Origin of the sequence: Pseudomonas sp. BCRC 81390, from assembly GCF_030341915.1 — a bacterium.
Taxonomy (GTDB): Bacteria; Pseudomonadota; Gammaproteobacteria; order Pseudomonadales; family Pseudomonadaceae; genus Aquipseudomonas.
This window is the reverse complement of record NZ_JATAAG010000066.1, coordinates 537,159-554,385: the sequence shown is the minus strand read 5'-3', so window position 1 is coordinate 554,385 and position 17,227 is coordinate 537,159. Positions and strand designations below refer to the sequence as shown.

The window sequence follows — 17,227 nt, the reverse complement described above, 5'->3', positions numbered from 1 at the left end:
GCCGAACTTGAAACAAGAACACACCAGAAAAACTCTGGTTCGGGTGCACACATGAATACCAACAATGTTGTTGAAACACTGGTCGATTGCCGCGGTGTCTGGAAGATCTTCGGCGACCGCGCGCCGGCCGCCATGCAGGCCTACCGCGAGCGCGGCCTGACGAAAACCCAGATCCTCCAGGATTACGGCTGCGTGGTAGGCGTCTCCGACGTCAACCTGCAGGTACGCCGCGGCGAGATCTTCTGCATCATGGGGCTTTCTGGCAGTGGCAAATCCACGCTGATCCGGCTTCTCAACCGTCTCATCATTCCTACCAGTGGCGAAATTCTGGTCAAGGGCCGCGATATCGCCCAACTGGACGCTGCCGCGCTGCGGGAAGTACGTGCCAAGCATATCGGCATGGTGTTCCAGAGCGTCGCCTTGCTGCCACATCGCACAGTGCTGGAAAACGCGGCCTTCGGCCTGGAAGTGCAAGGCCTGTCCAAGGCCAAACGCCATGAAGTGGCCGGGCGCGCCTTGGCCAAGGTTGGCTTGAGCGATTGGGCCAACCGCTACCCCGCCGAACTGTCCGGCGGCATGCAGCAGCGTGTCGGTCTCGCCCGTGCGATCGCTTCCGACCCTGAGGTGATCCTCATGGACGAGCCGTTCAGCGCCCTGGACCCGCTGATCCGTCGGCAGTTGCAGGACGAGTTCAGGCAACTGACCAAATCTCTGGGCAAATCCGCGGTATTCATTACCCACGACCTGGAAGAGGCCATTCGCATCGGCGACCGTATCGCCATCATGAAAGATGGGGTGATCATCCAGGAAGGCACCGCCGAAGATATCGTGCTGAACCCGGCCGACGACTATGTCGCCGAATTCGTCGCTGGGATTTCACGCCTGCACTTGGTGAAAGCCCATTCCATCATGCAGCCGCTTGCGGAATACAGTGCCCGCCACCCGCACGAAAACCCCGAGCAATTGCAATGCGCTACCCCCGAGAGCGACCTGGACTCGCTTATCAACCTGTTGATTCGCTCAGGCCACGATGCCGTAGGCGTGCGCGAGAACGGAACATTGCTGGGGGTGATAAGCCAGCGTGACTTGCTGCGCGCCGTCCAAGGCGTACGGGACGACGAATCCCATGCCCAGGAACGTACGTCGGTGGAGGGTCTGGCATGAACCCCGAAGACTTCGCTTCCGCCTTCGATGAACATGTCGACAACGCCTTGATGTGGTTGTCAGACAATGCCGCTGGCTTGTTCGACCTGTTCAACGACCTTCTCAAAGCGCTGTACCAGGCTGTGTACACGGTACTGGAAGTACCACCTTTTTATGCTGTGGCATTGGTGTTCGCCCTGCTGGCGTGGCGCCTGGCCGGGTGGCGCTTTTCGCTTGGCACCCTCCTGGCATTGCTAATGTGCGCGCTGATGGGCTTGTGGCCGCAAACCATGAGCACCCTGGCGTTGGTGCTTACCGCCACCAGCCTGGCGCTGATAATCGGTATTCCCTGCGGGGTAGCGGCCGGCCTCTCGCCTGCGGTGAATCGCATCTGTGAACCGGCCATGGACCTGGTGCAGACGTTACCGCCATACATCTATCTGCTGCCGGCCATCGCATTGCTCGGCTACGGCACCGGCACAGCACTGGTGGCCACGGTCATCGTGGCCGTGCCGCCAGTGCTACGCCTCACTGCGCTGGGCATCCGCATGACACCAAAAGCGTTTCTGGAGCTGGGCAACGCAAGCGGCACTACCGGCTGGCAGCAATTCGTCAAAATCCGCTTGCCGTTCGCCATACCGAGCATCATGACAGGCATCAACCAGAGCCTGATGATGGCCTTCGGCATGGTGGTCATCGCCGGGATCGTTGGCTCTGGAGGGCTTGGAGAAGTGATCTACAGCGCCATCCGGACATTGGACATCGCCCGTTCGATCAACGCCGCCATTGCCATCGTGATCCTCACCCTGATCCTCGATCGGCTGGCCCAGAGTGGCATCCGCACTGCCGAGGAGGCACGTCATGGCGCTCACTGAAATGAACCTCTCCCCCGGCGCCTACCTGGCGCCCGTGTTCGATTGGTTGAATACCAACTTGCATGGGCTGTTCGCCGTCATCAGCCGCTTCGTCGAGAGCATGCTGGGCGCGATCGAGGCGTTGCTGTTGCTACCACCGGCTTACGCACTGATTGCCGGCGTATGCATTGTGACGGGGCTGGTGATCAACCTACGCAGCGCGGGGCTGGCGGGCGTACTGCTGGGCTTTTGCTGGCTCAGTGGTTTCTGGACCGCTTCCATGCAGACCATCGCCCTGGTGTCGGTGGCCGTAATGATTGCGGTTGCCGTGGCCTTCCCGCTGGGCATCCTGGCGGCGCGGGTAAAACGCTTCGACAACGCTGTCAGCCCGCTGTTGAACGTGATGCAGACCGTGCCGCCATGGGTGTACCTGATCCCGGCAGTGATCATCTTCAGCCTGGGCAAGGTGCCGGCGATCATGGCCACGATCATCTATGGCATTCCACCAATGCTGCGTCTGACTACCCTGGGCTTTCGCCAGGTACCCAAAGACCTGCTTGAGCTCGGCCAGGCCACCGGTGCAAAGCCCGGCACCATCTTGTTCAAGATCGAACTTCCCAGTGCCATGCCCACCCTGCTGGTGGGCCTCAACCAGTGCATCCTCATGTCGCTGGCCATGGTGGTACTGGCCGGGTTGGTTGGCGCAGGCGGCCTTGGCGCCGAAGTCACCCGCGGCCTGACACGCATGGAAATGGGCCTTGGCCTGCGTGCGGGCTTGGCCATTGTCGCTGTGGCTTTACTGCTCGACCGGCTTTCACGTGGCCTGCTCAGCCGTCGCGCAGGCCTGCAACTGCAGTAACCCCGGAAAACACGGCGGGCCGTTGTGGCCCGCCCCTACTCCTTGCCAGATGAAAGAGAAACACCCGTTGCGCCCGACTCGTAGCTTCAGCAACGCCCTGAATGGGCACAATTCACGTTTTACCCGCTCGGCCGAGCAGCCCATCCCTCAACAGACGCGCGTGGGCTTTCTTCTGCTCGAGCACTTCTCCCTGCTAGCGTTTACCCAAGCCCTGGATACCCTGGTCACCGCCAATCTGATTCAGCCACAGGCCTGTGTGAGCACTACCTTCAGCCTGGACGGCCAATCGGTTATCAGTGACTTAGGTATCGACATTTCTCCTGCCGCAGCGCTGGAATCAAGCCTCAAGCTACCTCTGGACCTACTGGTGATCTGCGGCGGCCTGCGTACCGCGCTGGTAGCTTCGGCAGACTTGAGCACCTGCCTGCAGGGCTTGGCAAAGAAGGGCGTTGCCCTGGCTGGGCTGTGGAACGGCGCCTGGTTCCTGGGGCAGTCCGGATTGCTTGACGGCTACCGCTGCGCTGTTCATCCAGAGCACCGCGGGGCGGTGGCAGAAATCGCCCAGCACAGTCACGTGAGCACCGACAGCTTCGTGGTCGACCGCGACCGCTTGAGCGCGGCCAGCCCTGCCGGTGCGTTCAACATGGTGCTGGAATGGTTAGGGCAAAGAAGGGGCACGGCACTGACCGAGGGCGTTACCGCCATCCTCGCATTCGAAGCCTCTCGTTACCGGCGCACCATCCCGGCCCCCCACACCAACATCAGCGAACCGCTACGTGAAGCGATCAGCCTGATGGCCGCAAACATCGAAGAGCCGCTAAGCCAGGATCAGATCGCCGAGTACGTTGGCCGCTCCAAGCGCCAGATCGGGCGCTTGTTCCAGCATCAACTGGGCACGACCCCCGTGCGCTATTACCTGGAGCTTCGTATCACCGAAAGCCGACGCTTGCTGCAATACTCCGACCTGCCCCTGTTGGGTGTGGCGGTGGCCTGCGGGTTCGTTTCTGCAAGCCACTTCAGCAAGTGTTATGCCTCGTTCTTTGGGTACAGCCCATCAAAGGAAAAACGCTTTGCCTGCGTGAAAAGCAAGCAGCGCGAAGCGAGTTGACGGGAGCCCGCTCGCAGGCGTGCTGCGAACGGGCTTTTTATGTCACGCAACCTCTGTCGTCGACAACGCCACTACCTGCCCATGGCGTCGGCTGTTGATCACACCAATCAGCAAGATCAGCAACGCCAGGCCGATGGTTAGCGATACTTCCAATCGATGTTGCGGCATCACGAACATCACACCCAAAGCGAAGATGATGAAGCAGATCACCCCATAGGTGAGCCAAGGGTAGAGCCACATCTTGAAGGCAATAGCCTGGTTCTGCTTTTCCAGCACTGCGCGCATGCGAAGCTGTGAGAAAGCGATCGCCAGATACACCAGCAGCGCGATCGAACCCGAACTGGCTAGCAGGAAGGCAAACACCTCGGACGGTGCGAAGTAGTTGACGATGGTGGTCGCCATGCCGATCAGGGTGCTGCCTATCACGGCAGCACGCGGTACCCCGGCCGCCGAAGTACGGCCGATGGCTGCCGGTGCATCGCCGCGCTTGGCCAGGGAAAACAACATGCGCGAAGCGATGTAGATCGACGAGTTCAGGCAACTGGCCACGGCCACCAGCACCACCATGTCCACCATCAGCTTGGCATAGGGAATATTCATGATTTCCAATGCCCGTTGATAGGAGCCATGCACTGGCAGCAGCGGATCATTCCACGGCACCACCGAGATGATGATGAAGATGGAAACCAGGTAGAACACGCTGATCCGCCAGATCACCGAGCGTGTCGCCTTGGCGATGTTGCGGGCAGGGTCGGCAGACTCGGAAGCGGCGATGGTGACCGCTTCGGTACCCAGGTAGCTGAACATGGTAGTGAGCAAGGCGCCAATGATGGCCGTCCAGCCATTGGGCATGAAGCCGCCATGTGCGCTCATCAGGCTTGCCAGGCCGCTGACTTCGCGCGCCGGCAACGCGCCTGCCAGGGCCAATCCGCCAAGTGCGATGAAGCCGACAATGGCGATCACCTTGAGCATGGCGAACCAGAATTCGAACTCGCCGTACTTGGCTACGCTGAACAGGTTGGTGGCCGTCAGCAGCACTGTCATCGACAGTGCGAAGCACCAGGGTTGAACCCCTGGGAACCAGTTGTTCAGCACGACGCCGGCAGCAATTGCCTCGATCGGAATCACCAGCACCCAGAACCACCAGTACAACCAACCAATGGTGAACCCCGCCCAGCGGCCGATTGCGCGATCGGCGTAGGTGGAGAACGAACCGGTGTCTGGGCTGGCCACCGCCATCTCGCCGAGCATCCGCATTACCAGCACTACCAGTGCGCCAGCCAGCGCATAGGCAATGATTGCTGCCGGGCCTGCCGCGGCGATCGCTTGCCCAGAACCTACGAACAAACCCGCGCCGATGACACCGGCAATCGACAACATGGTCACATGTCGAGGCTTGAATCCCTGCGCCAACTGATCGCTGGCTTTCCCAGACGTCGTCATAGTCATTATGGTCCCTGCTTTTGCTCTTGTTATGGGTAGGGTGCAGTGCCAAGGGCACTGCACCGTTCAACCATAGAGAGCGAAAACAGGGCTCAATTGACTGGGTCGGACATCAAATGCAGTGAGCCGGACATCCCTCTGCGGCGCGGCGTCAGTGAGGCGATGGCTTGCGCCGGGCACCCAGTACAGTTGCCAGGACTACCAGCGCCGCTCCCGCGCCCATGCGCAACGACGGCTGCTCGCCAAATAGCCACCAGGCACAGGCGATGGCGTACACCGGCTCCAGCGCGATGATCATCCCCGCCGTGCGAGCCTGCAGGCCATCCAGGCTCTTGACGAACAGAAATTGCGAAAGCCCGGTGCAGAAAACGCCCAGGAGCGCCAGGTTCACCCAATCGTCAGCCCGCAGGCTGGCGTTGGCGAGGTGGCTGAAGGCAAATGGCATCATCAATGCCGCCACCACCACGTTCTGCCAGAACGCGATCTGCAAGGCGTTCATGCCCGCCGTATGGCGACGGTTAGCCACCGCCAGCAGAGCGAACGACAAGCCCGAAGCCAGCCCCCAGACCAAACCGATTGTGCCGTTGTCGAGCAGGTCGAACGACGGAACCACCAGCACCAGCCCGGCTGTCACCATCAGCAGTAGCAGGCTTTCGGTGGTACCGATGCGCTCACGAAACAGCAGCAAGTCTACAAGCGCGATGAACGCGGGGAAGCTGGCGAAGCCGAGCGTAGCGACTGCTACGCCCCCCACCTTCACAGCGATGAAGAAAGTAACCCAGTGGGCGGCCAATAAGGTACCGGTGAGGCCAATGACCGGTAAGTTGCGCCAGCTCAGGGCATCCAAGAGGCGGGTGCCCTTGAGGCCTGCAACAAAACCGAGAGCGATGAAGGCAAATGTTGCCCGGCCGAACGTGATGACACTGGCATCGGCGAGAATCAAAGCGCCGAGGATACCAGTGAGCCCAAACAGTACCGCAGCGACATGCGCGGCGAGCAAAGCATTGCGATGACCGGTGGAAACACCGGTGCTGGGAGCGGAAGTAGCGATCATGGCAGTCAAGTCTTCAATAGGCGCGCGAGGGCGTTCCGCGCGGCGCGGCGCGGCGTTGGGTACGTATAAGGTTTTATCTTTTATGAGTGCTACCGGATTGCCGGTGCAAGGGGCGCCGCAGCATTGGAATTGTGAGACGAGGCTGCTTACTCGCGAAACCGCAACGGCTGGCCTGTGGCGCGAGGCGGGCCGTTATGTGAATTATTGATGGTGGCTGGCTTGTGCAACTGTTCGGGAACGACAGGGCCTTGTCCAAACCGGACGTTTTTTATGTCACAGGCCGCCACCGCGTGAGCGCGCCGAATGATCTTGCCGGCCCAGAGAATGAGACGGACGTTGTTGGTCGTGAGGGCCCGGTTTTCGCGGAGCTCATCAATCTCACTTTTCCTGAGTGCTTTTCCGTGCCCGTGGCGATGCCGGCCTCGACACTGCCTTCTTCGCCTTGGCTGCCGCAGGGCTTTTCCCTCGTTTCGGTCCGGCCACCACGTTAGAACTGGCCAGCGGCGAAAGATTCGCCACCAGTGGCGCGGCCACAGCGATTGGCCCACCAGCCTTCAACTGGCCGACATTGTTGGCGACGACCGTTGCAGTGGGCTTATCCTTGGCAGTCATCACCATACCCATCCGCACGCCAAACAGACGCAACACGGCCTCCAAAGTGCTGAGCTTTGGATTCGACTTCCCGCTTTCCAGTTCGTACAGGCTTTTCGTGGATATCTTGCACATGGCCGCGAAGGTCTCTTGGTCAAGCCCGGTGACTTCGAGCCGCAAACGGCGGATGGATGTCCCAATTGGATCGAGCCCCGCCGCGTTGCGCTTGACGATATCCTCTACGAGCTGAGCGCGCTCTTCAGGCTGTAGTTTTTTCATCGCAGTCCCCACTCCACGAGTCGCTTGTCCAGGTTATTCACGGGTATAGAGGCTGCATTGCGCATCGATTCTGGAGCATCGGTCAGTAGGTCGGGCAACGCCCTGAATTCCTCAGCCGCCTTCATCAACCGTTGCAGCAGAGCATCGGGATCAGTGTAACCAGCGAGCTCAGCGCAGTTGTCGCTCCAATCAGAAGACCCCTTGCGCTCCGCCGCCCACTTCGTCGTCCGTGTGATGCCCTCTTCATCCAGGATCATTGGCGCGAGGTCATAGATTGGCGCCAAACGAAACTTCCCACCCACACGCATGATGGAGGTGTTGCGGCCGTGGTTATCGGTGTTGCCTAGAATACGGTTCAGCAGATCGCGCCGCACATACTCGAACACCAGGTCGTCCACCTCATCCTGCTGGCCGTTGTCGATCCATAGACCTACCAGTCGGTGAACCACTTCGGCATGCGCGATCGGTTGCGCGTAGCCGGTAATGCCGCAGACCGAGTACACCGACTCCAGCGGTATCCGCTCCACCACGCCGTTCACTACTCGGCGATCAAATCGTGGCATCCAGAGGCTTGGCTTCACTGCTTCTTCAAGGGCCAAACCATCAGTGGGAACCGTATCGAGACCGAGGGCAGCAACCGCCTTGTAGTAATGGAACTCTGTTCGCAGGATGTCTTTGTCGCGCTCGCCGCCTCGATTGCGCGCGAACTTGATCAGCCAGTGACGGCACGCCTGGTTATCGGGGAGCATCGCATCAGCGTAAAGAGCACCGTCGTGGGCTTCGGTCATGACCAGCTTGGGGGCTTGCCCGTTGGCCCCGGTAGCACCGCCCAACGCCGCGCCGGTTTCGTAGGCGTACTCAAGAAATTCGTTCGTCCTGTCCACGACCTCAGCATGCGCGAAAGCCTCGTTTCGATCTGGTTGAAGGCCTTCCACCGACTCCTTGATGCGCAAATGCCCAACAGGGGCCGGCGTGAAGCGTTCTAGTAGGTACAGCCCCATTTCCACGCCTTCGGGCTTAAGACGCCCGTAGCGAGATTCAAGAGAGTCCTTGGCAGCACCAGAGGGAATGATGTCGTAGAGGAATGCGGGATACCCTTTGACGTCATGGTGGTCCCAGTTCAACGGCAGGTTAACGCTTAGGGCCAGTTCGCAACGATCTTCCATGCGATCAAAGTTCGCGATGATGTAGTCGCTGTCATATGCGACAAGGCACCTTCCATCAGCAACACGCTCCGGGTTCTCAACCGTGAGTGTCGCTGCATCGCTCCATGCGCCATCGGAGAAAGCTTGGATCGTGAGTCTGAGCGGCATCGCGACACCATTAATCAGCATTTGAATGCTGATTATCATAATGCGCATGGCAGAAACCGGCAATATTTTGCTGATTAACAGCTCCAGCACGGGTAAAACCGGCACCACACTACCGATTACGAATTCACCGCGCGCTGGAGGTGCTGGAGGTCGCAGCGCCTGGCAAGCAGAAACTGTCTGTGATTCGGCCTATGGTTTATAGGGCCCATTTTATTTGCGCTGGTCAGGTGTTAGCTGACATGGGCTTCGTCCGTGATCGCGGGTAAAACCCGCTCCCACAGGACGGGAGCGGCCTATAAAAATGGGTCGCGTGGTGGCGCTAACCACAGATGTTGGAATGGGTGAGTCCGAGGCTAGCAGGCCTGCTGAAAAAGAACAGGCGCAAGAAAGCCCGCACTAGGCGGGCTTATTGATGGCGCGATAGCAAAGAACACTATCGCCGAACTGTCTGGTGCGGAGACAGACGGACGGTTGTAGGACGTGAGGGCCCGGTTTTCGTGGGGCTGGAATTTGGTGGATTTTTCGATGTACCTCAAAGGTTATCTATAAAAAAATCAGCTATTTATGGCTTTCGGTGGAATCGAATCGGGAATTTTTGGGCTGTCTAAATTGGTGCCCAGCGAGAGTAGGAGATTGCATACCGCTTGGCCATTGAGCCCTAACCGCGAAGCCCTGGGGATGCTGACGGGGCCAAGCAAAATAAATGTAGTGCCCAAGCATGCAAAAAAGCACAACTCAAGCGATGATGAGGCAAAACGCCACTACCCATAAGGACATACCTCTTGGAAGCATCTTCAACCATTCGCAACATGCTGGCCAACAACCGCATCGTCGTGCCCACATATCAACGCGCTTATGCCTGGGATACGCCAACTGAAGGTTCAACCCGCGTCAGTCAGACAGCGGTATTTCTGTCCGACCTGGAAGCCTATCGCAGCAGCAAATCCCGCAGCCCTTATTACTTTGGCCATTTCCTATTTGAGCAAACACAGGGAGAGTATCGGGTAATTGACGGCCAGCAGCGCCTGACCACGATCACGCTGTTTCTAGCTGCATTGTTCGCATGCCTACAAGCCAAGCGCGCACTCACCGAAGATGAGCAGGACTGCTACAAAGACATGATCAAGCGGGAAAGTCAGATCCGCTTCAAGACGGTCGGTTACGACAACCAGACCTTTGTCGATTATGTGATCAACCAGTCCAGAACCGTCGCCCCTGCTTCGCTGACCACATCTGCCCAGCGACTCATCAATGCTTTCGACTTTTTCAAAAAGAAGCTGGGTTCTCAGCCCGAATCCTACCTGACCGACATGCTGCGAATCGTGTCCCAGGCATCATGCAGTACACACCCAGTGCGGGACGAGGCTGAAGCCATACAGATGTTCATCTTTCAGAACAACCGCGGCAAGCGCCCGTCCAATCTTGAGGTGGTGAAGGCGCAGTTCATGTATGCCATCCATCTTCATAGCGAAGATCAACAAGCACGGGACAACCTGATCGAAGAGATCCAGAACCGCTTCGAAACCATCTACAAGTCGATCTCGGCAATTGATTACCGCATCAATGAAGACGACGTGCTGCAGCACACCTTGCGCGTTCACTTCAATTCGCTGTGGGAAAGCGGTGCGCTGGACCGGGTTGAGAAAATGCTTACAGCAGAGTCGCCTCTTGAGTTTGTGAAAGACTTCACCAGCTCACTGGCCATCAGTTTCGAACATTTAACGGCATTTTTCGGCGCTGACGAGCGAAGCAGTTTTCCGATTCACTCACTGGTGAGCTTGGGCGGAATCGGGATTGTACTGCCATTTATTCTCAAGGCCTACAGCTTTGGTCTTTCTCTCCCGGACAAGAACCAGCTTTGTGTTGCCTTTGAAAGCCTGATCATCCGACATCGCCTGATTGGTACTCGTGCGGATATCACATCCCGCATTAATGATACTTACGAGGCATTTACCAGTGACGCACCGGCGATAGGGCCTATCCTTGAGAACATCGAGCGTCTCAAGACTGTAGGCAGTGGGTGGTGGGCTTATTGGAACAATGAAAAACTGGCAGAGGCTCTAGAATGGGGTATTAGACACTCCACCGCTAGGCACCTGCTATGGAAATACGAAGTGCACCTAGAAGGACAAGGTCAGCGCGGTTATGAGCCGCGGCGTAATGACGACATCAAGCGTCCAGAACTGGAGCACATCGCCCCAACCACCGAGCCCACAGCTAGTCCTCATGGTTACGGCGCCTACGACGAAACCTTCAAGAGCGAATACCTGAACTGCCTCGGCAATTACCTTCTGGTGTCAAAGTCCCACAACTGCGCAGTGGGAAACATTCCATTTGCCGAAAAGTTGGAAACATACCAGCACAACTTCCAACAACGGGAAATAGCAAAATTTGTCAGCGCAGGTAGTATTTGGGACCAAAATGCAATCCAGATCCGGCACGACAAAATCGTCGCAACACTGATGGCTGAGCTTTAAGTAAACTAAACTCTGACCTCAGTCATAAAAATTATGACTGAGATCATGTCATGGTGGAAATACGCCGCCCCCAAATACACCCCTGATTAATGGGGATTTTGTTGGTTTCCGACAGAGGCTTATGGAAAATAAAAACCGGCCAGAAGGCCGGCTTAGAGGGCTTCCAAAGCATTCAGCGGAATGCAGTGGCGCTAGATGTGGTGCCGGAGACAGGAATCGAACCTGCGACCTTCGCGTTACGAGTGCGCTGCTCTACCGACTGAGCTACACCGGCGTGTAGCGCAACGTACCACTGCTCGCACCCGTTACGCAAACCCCTGTTTCGCCTACCTTATTACCCCACCCTCAAGGCGCCTTGCAGCCCTTCGGTGCCAGGTCTTCTTCAATGTCGGTGGTACACGCCCAGCCAGCCGCCGCGCGGGTCAGGGTAATGGCTTTGCCGAGCACGGTAGCCGGCGCATCCACCAGGGTACAAACGATGCTCCCGGTGCCATCCGCCGCCTTGCCGCTGGCCGTGATCGCACAGTGCGCCGTAGCCGGCTGCCCACCCAGCTCGGCCACCGCCGCCACGTCCTTGCCATCATTCAGGCGCAGGTCCATCGCGGTCTTCAGCGCGCTGATTTCCAGCAACCCGGCCGCAGCCTTGGAGCGGGACTGGTGGTTGGTGTACATCGGTAAGGCGATGGTCGCCAGAATGCCGATGATCGCGACAACGATCATCAGTTCGATCAGGGTGATACCGCGTTGCCCTTTCATGAACGGTTTCCTTTTTGATACGCGTACTCGTTGAGGTCTGTCTCGCCCCAACCGGCAGCGGCGCAGTAGGCCTGAACAGACACCTTTTGTCACCCCTGCCCGCTTGGGCGTCATCTTCGCTGAACTACTCTAGTGAGCATCATGGACGCTCGCCCTGGCATGGACGCGGCAAGCTGTTTCGAAGCTTGTCGCATGGGCAGGAAAAAGGACCTTGGCATGAACCCATCAACTCCTCTCTACACCTGGCACGGCACCGACGCCAACGGCCAGCCGGTCAGCGGCCAAACGCCCGGGCGCAGCCCGGCACACGTGCGCGCCGGGCTGATTCGTCAGGGCATCAAAGTGGCAGGTTTGCGGCCCGCCGGCGGGCTGACCTTCAGTTTGCCGAAACGCCAGGCAAAAGCCGACCCGGCGGGGTTCAGCCGGCAATTGGCGACCTTGCTCAAGGCCGGGGTACCGCTGCTGCAGGCGTTCGAGGTGATGGGGCGCAGTGGCTGCGATGCGGGGCAGGCAGCGTTGCTGGGCAAATTGAAACAGGACGTGGCCTCGGGCCTGGGGTTGGCGGACGCGTTGCAGCGCCACCCAGGCTGGTTCGATGCGCTGTACTGCAACCTGGTGCGGGTGGGTGAGCAATCCGGCACGCTCGACCGCCAGCTGGAACAGCTGGCAAGCATGCTGGAACAACGCCACGCGCTGCTCAGGAAAGTGCGCAAGGCGATGATCTACCCGCTGCTGCTGTTGCTGACCGGGTTGGGGGTATCGGCGATTCTGCTGCTGGAGGTGATACCCGAATTCGAGAACCTGTTTTCAGGTATGGGCGCGGCGCTGCCCGCGTACACCCAATGGGTCATCGACTTGTCCACGCTGCTCAGCCGGTTTGCGCCGCTGTTGCTGGTGCTGGGCGCTGCGCTCGGTTTCGCCATGCGCCGACTCTACCGGCAGCATGCACCGACGCGCCTGTGGTTATCCCGGCAAGTGCTGGGCTTGCCGGTGTTCGGCAAGTTACTGGCGCAGGCGGCGCTGGCGCGGTTTGCGCGTAGCCTGGCGACGGCCTATGCCGCCGGGGTGCCGTTGCTGGATGCACTGGGTACGGTGGCGCGCGTGAGTGGTGGCGACTTGCACGAACAGGCGGTATTGCGGCTGCGCCAGGGCATGGCCAATGGGCAAGGGTTGAACCAGGCGATGGCCGCCGAGCCGCTGTTTCCGCCATTGCTGGTGCAACTGACAGCGATTGGTGAAACCAGCGGTACGCTGGACCAGATGCTGGAGAAAGCCGCCTGCCATTACGAGGAACAGGTCAGCCAGGCGCTGGACCAGTTGACCAGCCTGCTGGAGCCAGCCATCGTGCTGATCCTGGGCGTGCTGGTAGGCGGCCTGGTGGTGGCGATGTACCTGCCGATCTTCCAGTTGGGTAGCTTGATCTGAACATGACTTCATGGACTTTGCTGGCGGAGCAGCCAGCGTACTTCCTCACCCTGGCCACGCTACTCGGCCTGCTGGTAGGCAGTTTCCTCAATGTGCTGGTGTACCGCCTGCCGATCATGCTGGAGCAGCAATGGCAACGTGAGGCGCAGGAGGTGTTGGGGCTGCCGACAACGGCGCACGAGCGCTTCGACCTGTGGCTGCCAGCCTCGCGATGCCCGCATTGCGGCCATCGCATCCGCGCGTGGGAGAACATTCCGCTCATCAGCTACCTGGCCTTGCGCGGGCGTTGTTCAGCCTGCAAGGCCCGCATCAGCCCGCGCTATCCACTGGTGGAGGTGGCCAGCGCGCTGCTTTCGCTGGTGGTGGCCTGGCACTTCGGTGTGTCGTTCGAGACCTTGCTGGCACTGCCGCTGACCTGGTGCCTGCTGGCCCTGAGCCTGATCGATGCCAGGCACCAGCTGTTGCCGGATGTGCTGGTGCTGCCGATGCTGTGGCTGGGGCTGATCGTCAACGCCTTCGGCCTCTATGTGCCCTTGGCCAGTGCGCTGTGGGGGGCGGTGATCGGTTACCTCAGCCTGTGGACGGTGTACTGGTTGTTCAAGCTGGTCACTGGCAAGGAGGGCATGGGCTATGGCGACTTCAAGTTGATGGCGCTGATCGGGGCCTGGGGGGGCTGGCAGGTATTGCCGTTGACGTTGTTGCTGTCGTCGCTGGTCGGGGCGTTGGTGGGGCTGTGCCTGCTGCGCCTGCGTCGGCATGCCTTGGGCACGGCGATGCCGTTTGGGCCCTATCTGGCGATTGCGGGGTGGATTGCCGTGCTCTGGGGTGATGAAATATACGCCTCATACCTGCAACTGCTTGGATTCTGATGACCATTGCGGCCTTTACCCCCTGGATTCTCGGCCTGACCGGCGGCATCGGCAGCGGCAAGAGCGCCGCTGCCGAGCGCTTCGTCGAGCTTGGCGTGCACCTGGTCGATGCCGACCAGGCGGCACGCTGGGTGGTCGAACCTGGCCGACCGGCGCTGGCCAGCATCGTCGAGCGCTTCGGCCCCGGCGTGCTGCAGGCAGACGGCCAGCTCGACCGCGCAGCCCTGCGCCAGCTGATCTTCGCCGACCCGGCGCAACGCAAATGGCTGGAGCAATTGCTGCACCCGCTGATCGGCCAGGAAATCTTCACTTACCTGGCCAAGGCCGAGTCGCCGTATGCGGTGTATGTTTCGCCGCTGTTGATCGAGTCGGGGCAATACCAGAAAACCCAACGGGTGCTGGTGATCGATGCGCCGCAAGAGCTGCAGGTGGCGCGCACCCTGGCACGGGACAACACCAGTAGCGAGCAGGTGCAGGCCATACTCAAGGCCCAACTGGCGCGTGAGGAGCGCCTGCGCCATGCCGACGATGTGGTGGTCAATGACGGCGACCTCGCCGCGTTGCATGAACAGATTGACCGCCTGCACCACTTTTACCTGACTTTACGAGGAGGCCAGCCATGAGCCAGCCATTGACCGTCGATTGCCCGACCTGTGGCGCACCTGTGGAATGGAACGAGAAAAGCCCGTTCCGGCCGTTTTGCTCGGACCGTTGCAAGCTGATCGACCTGGGTGCCTGGGCGGCGGAGGAGCACAAGATTCCGGGTTCGGATGAGGCCGAGGACGAGCTGTATTCGGGGGACCTGGAGCCACGCCACTGAGTCCACTGCACGCCGCTGGAGGCGGGGCCTCGTGTGGCGGAAGGGCCGCTACGCGGCCCCCTTCCATCGCGTCATGGCAACTATTGCCGGGGCTGCTTCGCTGCCCTTTCGCGGCACAAGGCCGCTCCTACAGGAATAACGCCAGCTTTGAACATTTGAGCAAGACAGTTGCTCCCGCAGGTGCATGTAGTTGCGCACTATCGCTCATCTTCCTTCCATGGCGCCTGCAGATACCGTGTGCGGTTGAAGGTTTCCAGCCACTCCGGGCAAAACACCACCAACGCACTGATCACCGTGCCATTGATGAACGCCTCGGGGAACATCATCAGCCACAGGTAGCCGACAAAGTCGCTCAGCCACTCCGGCATGGCGAAGCGCCCGTTCAACCACAACAGGCCCAGCCCGGCCGACAGGCAGGCCAGTACGGTCAGTGCTGCGGGGAAGAACCCTGAACAGAAGATGTACACGAAGAGGTTTCGCGGCTGGGCACGCTCGACCGCTATCGCGCATGCTTCGGCAATCAGCACCGGCAAGCCAACCAGCAACAAGCCATTGATCCCCAGCGCCGCCAGGTCCTGGCGCCCCAGTACCAGCAAGCCGATCTGCGCCATGCAACCGCCCAGCACTGCCAGCGGCCAGTCCAGCAACAGCGTCACCGCCGTCATGCCGATGAAGTGGTACGACACCCCGGTATCGAAATCGCGCCTCACCAGCCACAGGGCAAACAGGCAGAACACCGTGCCGAACAGCAGGTGCTGGCGGCGCCGGTCGCTGAACAGTTCCACCCAGCGCACCTGGCTGGCCGCCCAGGCCAGCAACGGCACGTAACCGAGCCAGCCGAGGGTAAGGGTGGTACCGGACAACACCTGCGCGCTGATCACCTGAACAATGCCCCTTGCCGCCCTGTGGATAATGGCGAGTCTACACCTATTCTCCGTTTCATTCGGCTGCGGTAGGCTGGCGGACTCATTCGATGCAGGACGCATTGCTCATGCCGGAAGGAACCAACCTCGCCCTGCTGCTGGCAGCAGCACTCGACGCCATTATCGGCGTGCTTCACCTGGCCATCATCGCCGTCGGGCCACGCTGGTACCGCTTGTTCGGCGCCGGCGAACGCATGGCAGTGGCCGCCGAAAGGGGCCGCTGGTACCCAGGCCTGATCACTGCCGCCATCGCCTGCGTGTTGCTGGCCTGGTCGGCCTATGCGCTTTCGGCTGCCGGGGCAATCGCGCGGCTGCCCTTGCTGTTGCCGGCCATCTGCCTGATCACCCTGGTGTTCCTGGCGCGCGGCTTGCTGGGGCCGATGCTGCTGGCTGGCACCGGGCGCTCGCGGCGGTTTATCGTGGTCAGTTCGCTGGTCTGCCTGGGCTTTGGCCTGGTGCATTTGCTGGGGCTGGTGCAGCAGTGGCCGGTGCTGCGCTGATTTTTCCGCACAAACAGCATCTTACCGTCATCGATTAGGGTCTAAGCTTGCCCCATGGATGACTCAGATTACCTGCGCCTGCTTACCATCCAGGCCGAACAAGCCAATGCCTTTCTCTCCAACGCCCGCAAGTGGGAGCGGGAGCGTTGGGTGTGCCAACGCCTGTTGCAGGGGCTGAACATCCCCTACCGCAGCGAGGACTTCACCCCGGCCGGGCAGGAGCCGCCAGACGTGCTGTTCCGCGATGCCGCCTTCGAAGTGTTTTTCGTGCTCGACGAAGGCCGCCGGCTGAACGATGAATGGCGCGAAGAGCTGCAGCGCCGGCGCAGTGCGTTTTCCCTGGCGCAACTGGTGCGCCGCGAAGCGCGCCCGCGGCGCATCAGTGCCACCGAACTGCTGGGGCGGCTGGCGCCGACCTTGCGCAAGAAGGCGCACAACTACCGTGAACGCGGGCTGGAGCTGAACGAGCTGGATATCATCGCCTTCGCCAGCCTCAAGCGCGAAGTACTCGACCTCAACACCCACTTCCCGCCCCCCACCGAATACCTGCGCCAGGGCTGGCGCTCGCTGTCGCTGGTCGGGCCGACCTTCGCCCGGGTGCTGTTCGCCCACCCGGATGCGCCGGACTTCCTGCGCGGCAACCTGGGGCGCAGCATCGTGTTCGACGTGGGCATCAGTCTTTGATCCAGTGCAGCGAGTGTTTGCGATGGCGTACACTCGGCGCCAGAGATACAAAGCATTATCATTTGTTTCAAGCGCCTGCGTGAACGCTGTAGCGTTTGCGCAGTCACAAACGTCTACCTGACGAGGCCC

The 17,227-nt window shown here is 60.1% G+C and carries 17 protein-coding genes and 1 tRNA gene; 11 read left to right on the top strand and 7 right to left on the bottom strand.

The window, feature by feature from the left end; translation table 11 throughout:
- Positions 1 to 51 precede the first annotated feature (51 nt).
- The 4 genes from QSV36_RS19150 to souR are packed head-to-tail and all read left to right on the top strand — an operon-like array spanning position 52 to position 3,964.
- Positions 52 to 1,164, top strand: coding sequence for a quaternary amine ABC transporter ATP-binding protein (locus QSV36_RS19150; protein WP_289133746.1), 1,113 nt, complete (start codon positions 52 to 54; stop codon positions 1,162 to 1,164).
- The gene (locus tag QSV36_RS19145) at positions 1,161 to 2,018 is read left to right on the top strand and encodes an ABC transporter permease (RefSeq protein WP_289133745.1); all 858 of its coding nucleotides are present in this window, start codon (positions 1,161 to 1,163) and stop codon (positions 2,016 to 2,018) included. The genes QSV36_RS19150 and QSV36_RS19145 overlap by 4 nt, the downstream gene beginning before the upstream one ends.
- Entirely contained in the window at positions 2,005 to 2,856 is an 852-nt protein-coding gene (locus QSV36_RS19140; protein WP_289133744.1) for an ABC transporter permease, read from the top strand. Before QSV36_RS19145 ends, QSV36_RS19140 begins: the two co-directional genes overlap by 14 nt.
- 49 nt (positions 2,857 to 2,905) lie before the next feature.
- On the top strand, positions 2,906 to 3,964 hold the full coding sequence (gene souR / locus QSV36_RS19135; protein WP_502945691.1) for a transcriptional regulator SouR: 1,059 nt from the start codon (positions 2,906 to 2,908) through the stop codon (positions 3,962 to 3,964).
- Positions 3,965 to 4,006: 42 nt separating this feature from the next.
- Here the strand turns inward: souR and gabP are convergent, their stop codons facing one another.
- The 4 genes from gabP to QSV36_RS19115 all read right to left on the bottom strand — a co-directional run bounded on the left by gabP (position 4,007) and on the right by QSV36_RS19115 (position 8,692).
- The gene (gene gabP, locus QSV36_RS19130) at positions 4,007 to 5,413 is read right to left on the bottom strand and encodes a GABA permease (RefSeq protein ID WP_289133742.1); all 1,407 of its coding nucleotides are present in this window, start codon (positions 5,411 to 5,413) and stop codon (positions 4,007 to 4,009) included.
- A gap of 145 nt (positions 5,414 to 5,558) precedes the next feature.
- On the bottom strand, positions 5,559 to 6,461 hold the full coding sequence (locus QSV36_RS19125; protein ID WP_289133741.1) for a DMT family transporter: 903 nt from the start codon (positions 6,459 to 6,461) through the stop codon (positions 5,559 to 5,561).
- A gap of 378 nt (positions 6,462 to 6,839) precedes the next feature.
- Positions 6,840 to 7,331, bottom strand: coding sequence for a helix-turn-helix domain-containing protein (locus tag QSV36_RS19120; protein WP_289133740.1), 492 nt, complete (start codon positions 7,329 to 7,331; stop codon positions 6,840 to 6,842).
- Entirely contained in the window at positions 7,328 to 8,692 is a 1,365-nt protein-coding gene (locus tag QSV36_RS19115) for a type II toxin-antitoxin system HipA family toxin (protein WP_289134223.1), read from the bottom strand. The genes QSV36_RS19120 and QSV36_RS19115 overlap by 4 nt, the downstream gene beginning before the upstream one ends.
- Before the next feature lie 734 nt (positions 8,693 to 9,426).
- Here QSV36_RS19115 and QSV36_RS19110 point away from each other — a divergent pair.
- Complete coding sequence (locus tag QSV36_RS19110) at positions 9,427 to 11,121, top strand: DUF262 domain-containing protein (protein ID WP_289133739.1); 1,695 nt, start codon at positions 9,427 to 9,429, stop codon at positions 11,119 to 11,121.
- A gap of 198 nt (positions 11,122 to 11,319) precedes the next feature.
- Here QSV36_RS19110 and QSV36_RS19105 read toward each other — a convergent pair.
- Both QSV36_RS19105 and QSV36_RS19100 read right to left on the bottom strand, forming a co-directional pair.
- Positions 11,320 to 11,395: transfer RNA gene (locus QSV36_RS19105), tRNA-Thr, on the bottom strand.
- 71 nt (positions 11,396 to 11,466) lie between these two features.
- Positions 11,467 to 11,877, bottom strand: coding sequence for a pilin (locus tag QSV36_RS19100; protein WP_225780306.1), 411 nt, complete (start codon positions 11,875 to 11,877; stop codon positions 11,467 to 11,469).
- 216 nt (positions 11,878 to 12,093) lie between these two features.
- Here QSV36_RS19100 and QSV36_RS19095 point away from each other — a divergent pair, with 216 nt between their 5' ends.
- From QSV36_RS19095 to yacG, 4 genes are read left to right on the top strand one after another with little or no spacing between them, the layout of a single operon-like run.
- The gene (locus QSV36_RS19095; RefSeq protein WP_289133738.1) at positions 12,094 to 13,302 is read left to right on the top strand and encodes a type II secretion system F family protein; all 1,209 of its coding nucleotides are present in this window, start codon (positions 12,094 to 12,096) and stop codon (positions 13,300 to 13,302) included.
- A 2-nt stretch (positions 13,303 to 13,304) separates the two neighbouring features.
- On the top strand, positions 13,305 to 14,171 hold the full coding sequence (locus tag QSV36_RS19090) for a prepilin peptidase (protein WP_289133737.1): 867 nt from the start codon (positions 13,305 to 13,307) through the stop codon (positions 14,169 to 14,171).
- On the top strand, positions 14,171 to 14,794 hold the full coding sequence (gene coaE, locus QSV36_RS19085) for a dephospho-CoA kinase (protein ID WP_289133736.1): 624 nt from the start codon (positions 14,171 to 14,173) through the stop codon (positions 14,792 to 14,794). Before QSV36_RS19090 ends, coaE begins: the two co-directional genes overlap by 1 nt.
- Positions 14,791 to 14,991, top strand: coding sequence for a DNA gyrase inhibitor YacG (gene yacG, locus QSV36_RS19080; protein ID WP_225780302.1), 201 nt, complete (start codon positions 14,791 to 14,793; stop codon positions 14,989 to 14,991). The genes coaE and yacG overlap by 4 nt, the downstream gene beginning before the upstream one ends.
- A gap of 197 nt (positions 14,992 to 15,188) precedes the next feature.
- Here the strand turns inward: yacG and QSV36_RS19075 are convergent, their stop codons facing one another.
- Positions 15,189 to 15,872, bottom strand: coding sequence for an energy-coupling factor ABC transporter permease (locus QSV36_RS19075; RefSeq protein WP_289133735.1), 684 nt, complete (start codon positions 15,870 to 15,872; stop codon positions 15,189 to 15,191).
- Between the two features lie 110 nt (positions 15,873 to 15,982).
- Here QSV36_RS19075 and QSV36_RS19070 point away from each other — a divergent pair, with 110 nt between their 5' ends.
- Both QSV36_RS19070 and QSV36_RS19065 read left to right on the top strand, forming a co-directional pair.
- A complete protein-coding gene (locus tag QSV36_RS19070; RefSeq protein ID WP_289133734.1) occupies positions 15,983 to 16,414 on the top strand; it encodes a hypothetical protein in 432 nt (143 codons plus the stop codon).
- 54 nt (positions 16,415 to 16,468) lie between these two features.
- Positions 16,469 to 17,098, top strand: coding sequence for a DUF1780 domain-containing protein (locus QSV36_RS19065; protein ID WP_013970766.1), 630 nt, complete (start codon positions 16,469 to 16,471; stop codon positions 17,096 to 17,098).
- Positions 17,099 to 17,227 lie beyond the last annotated feature (129 nt).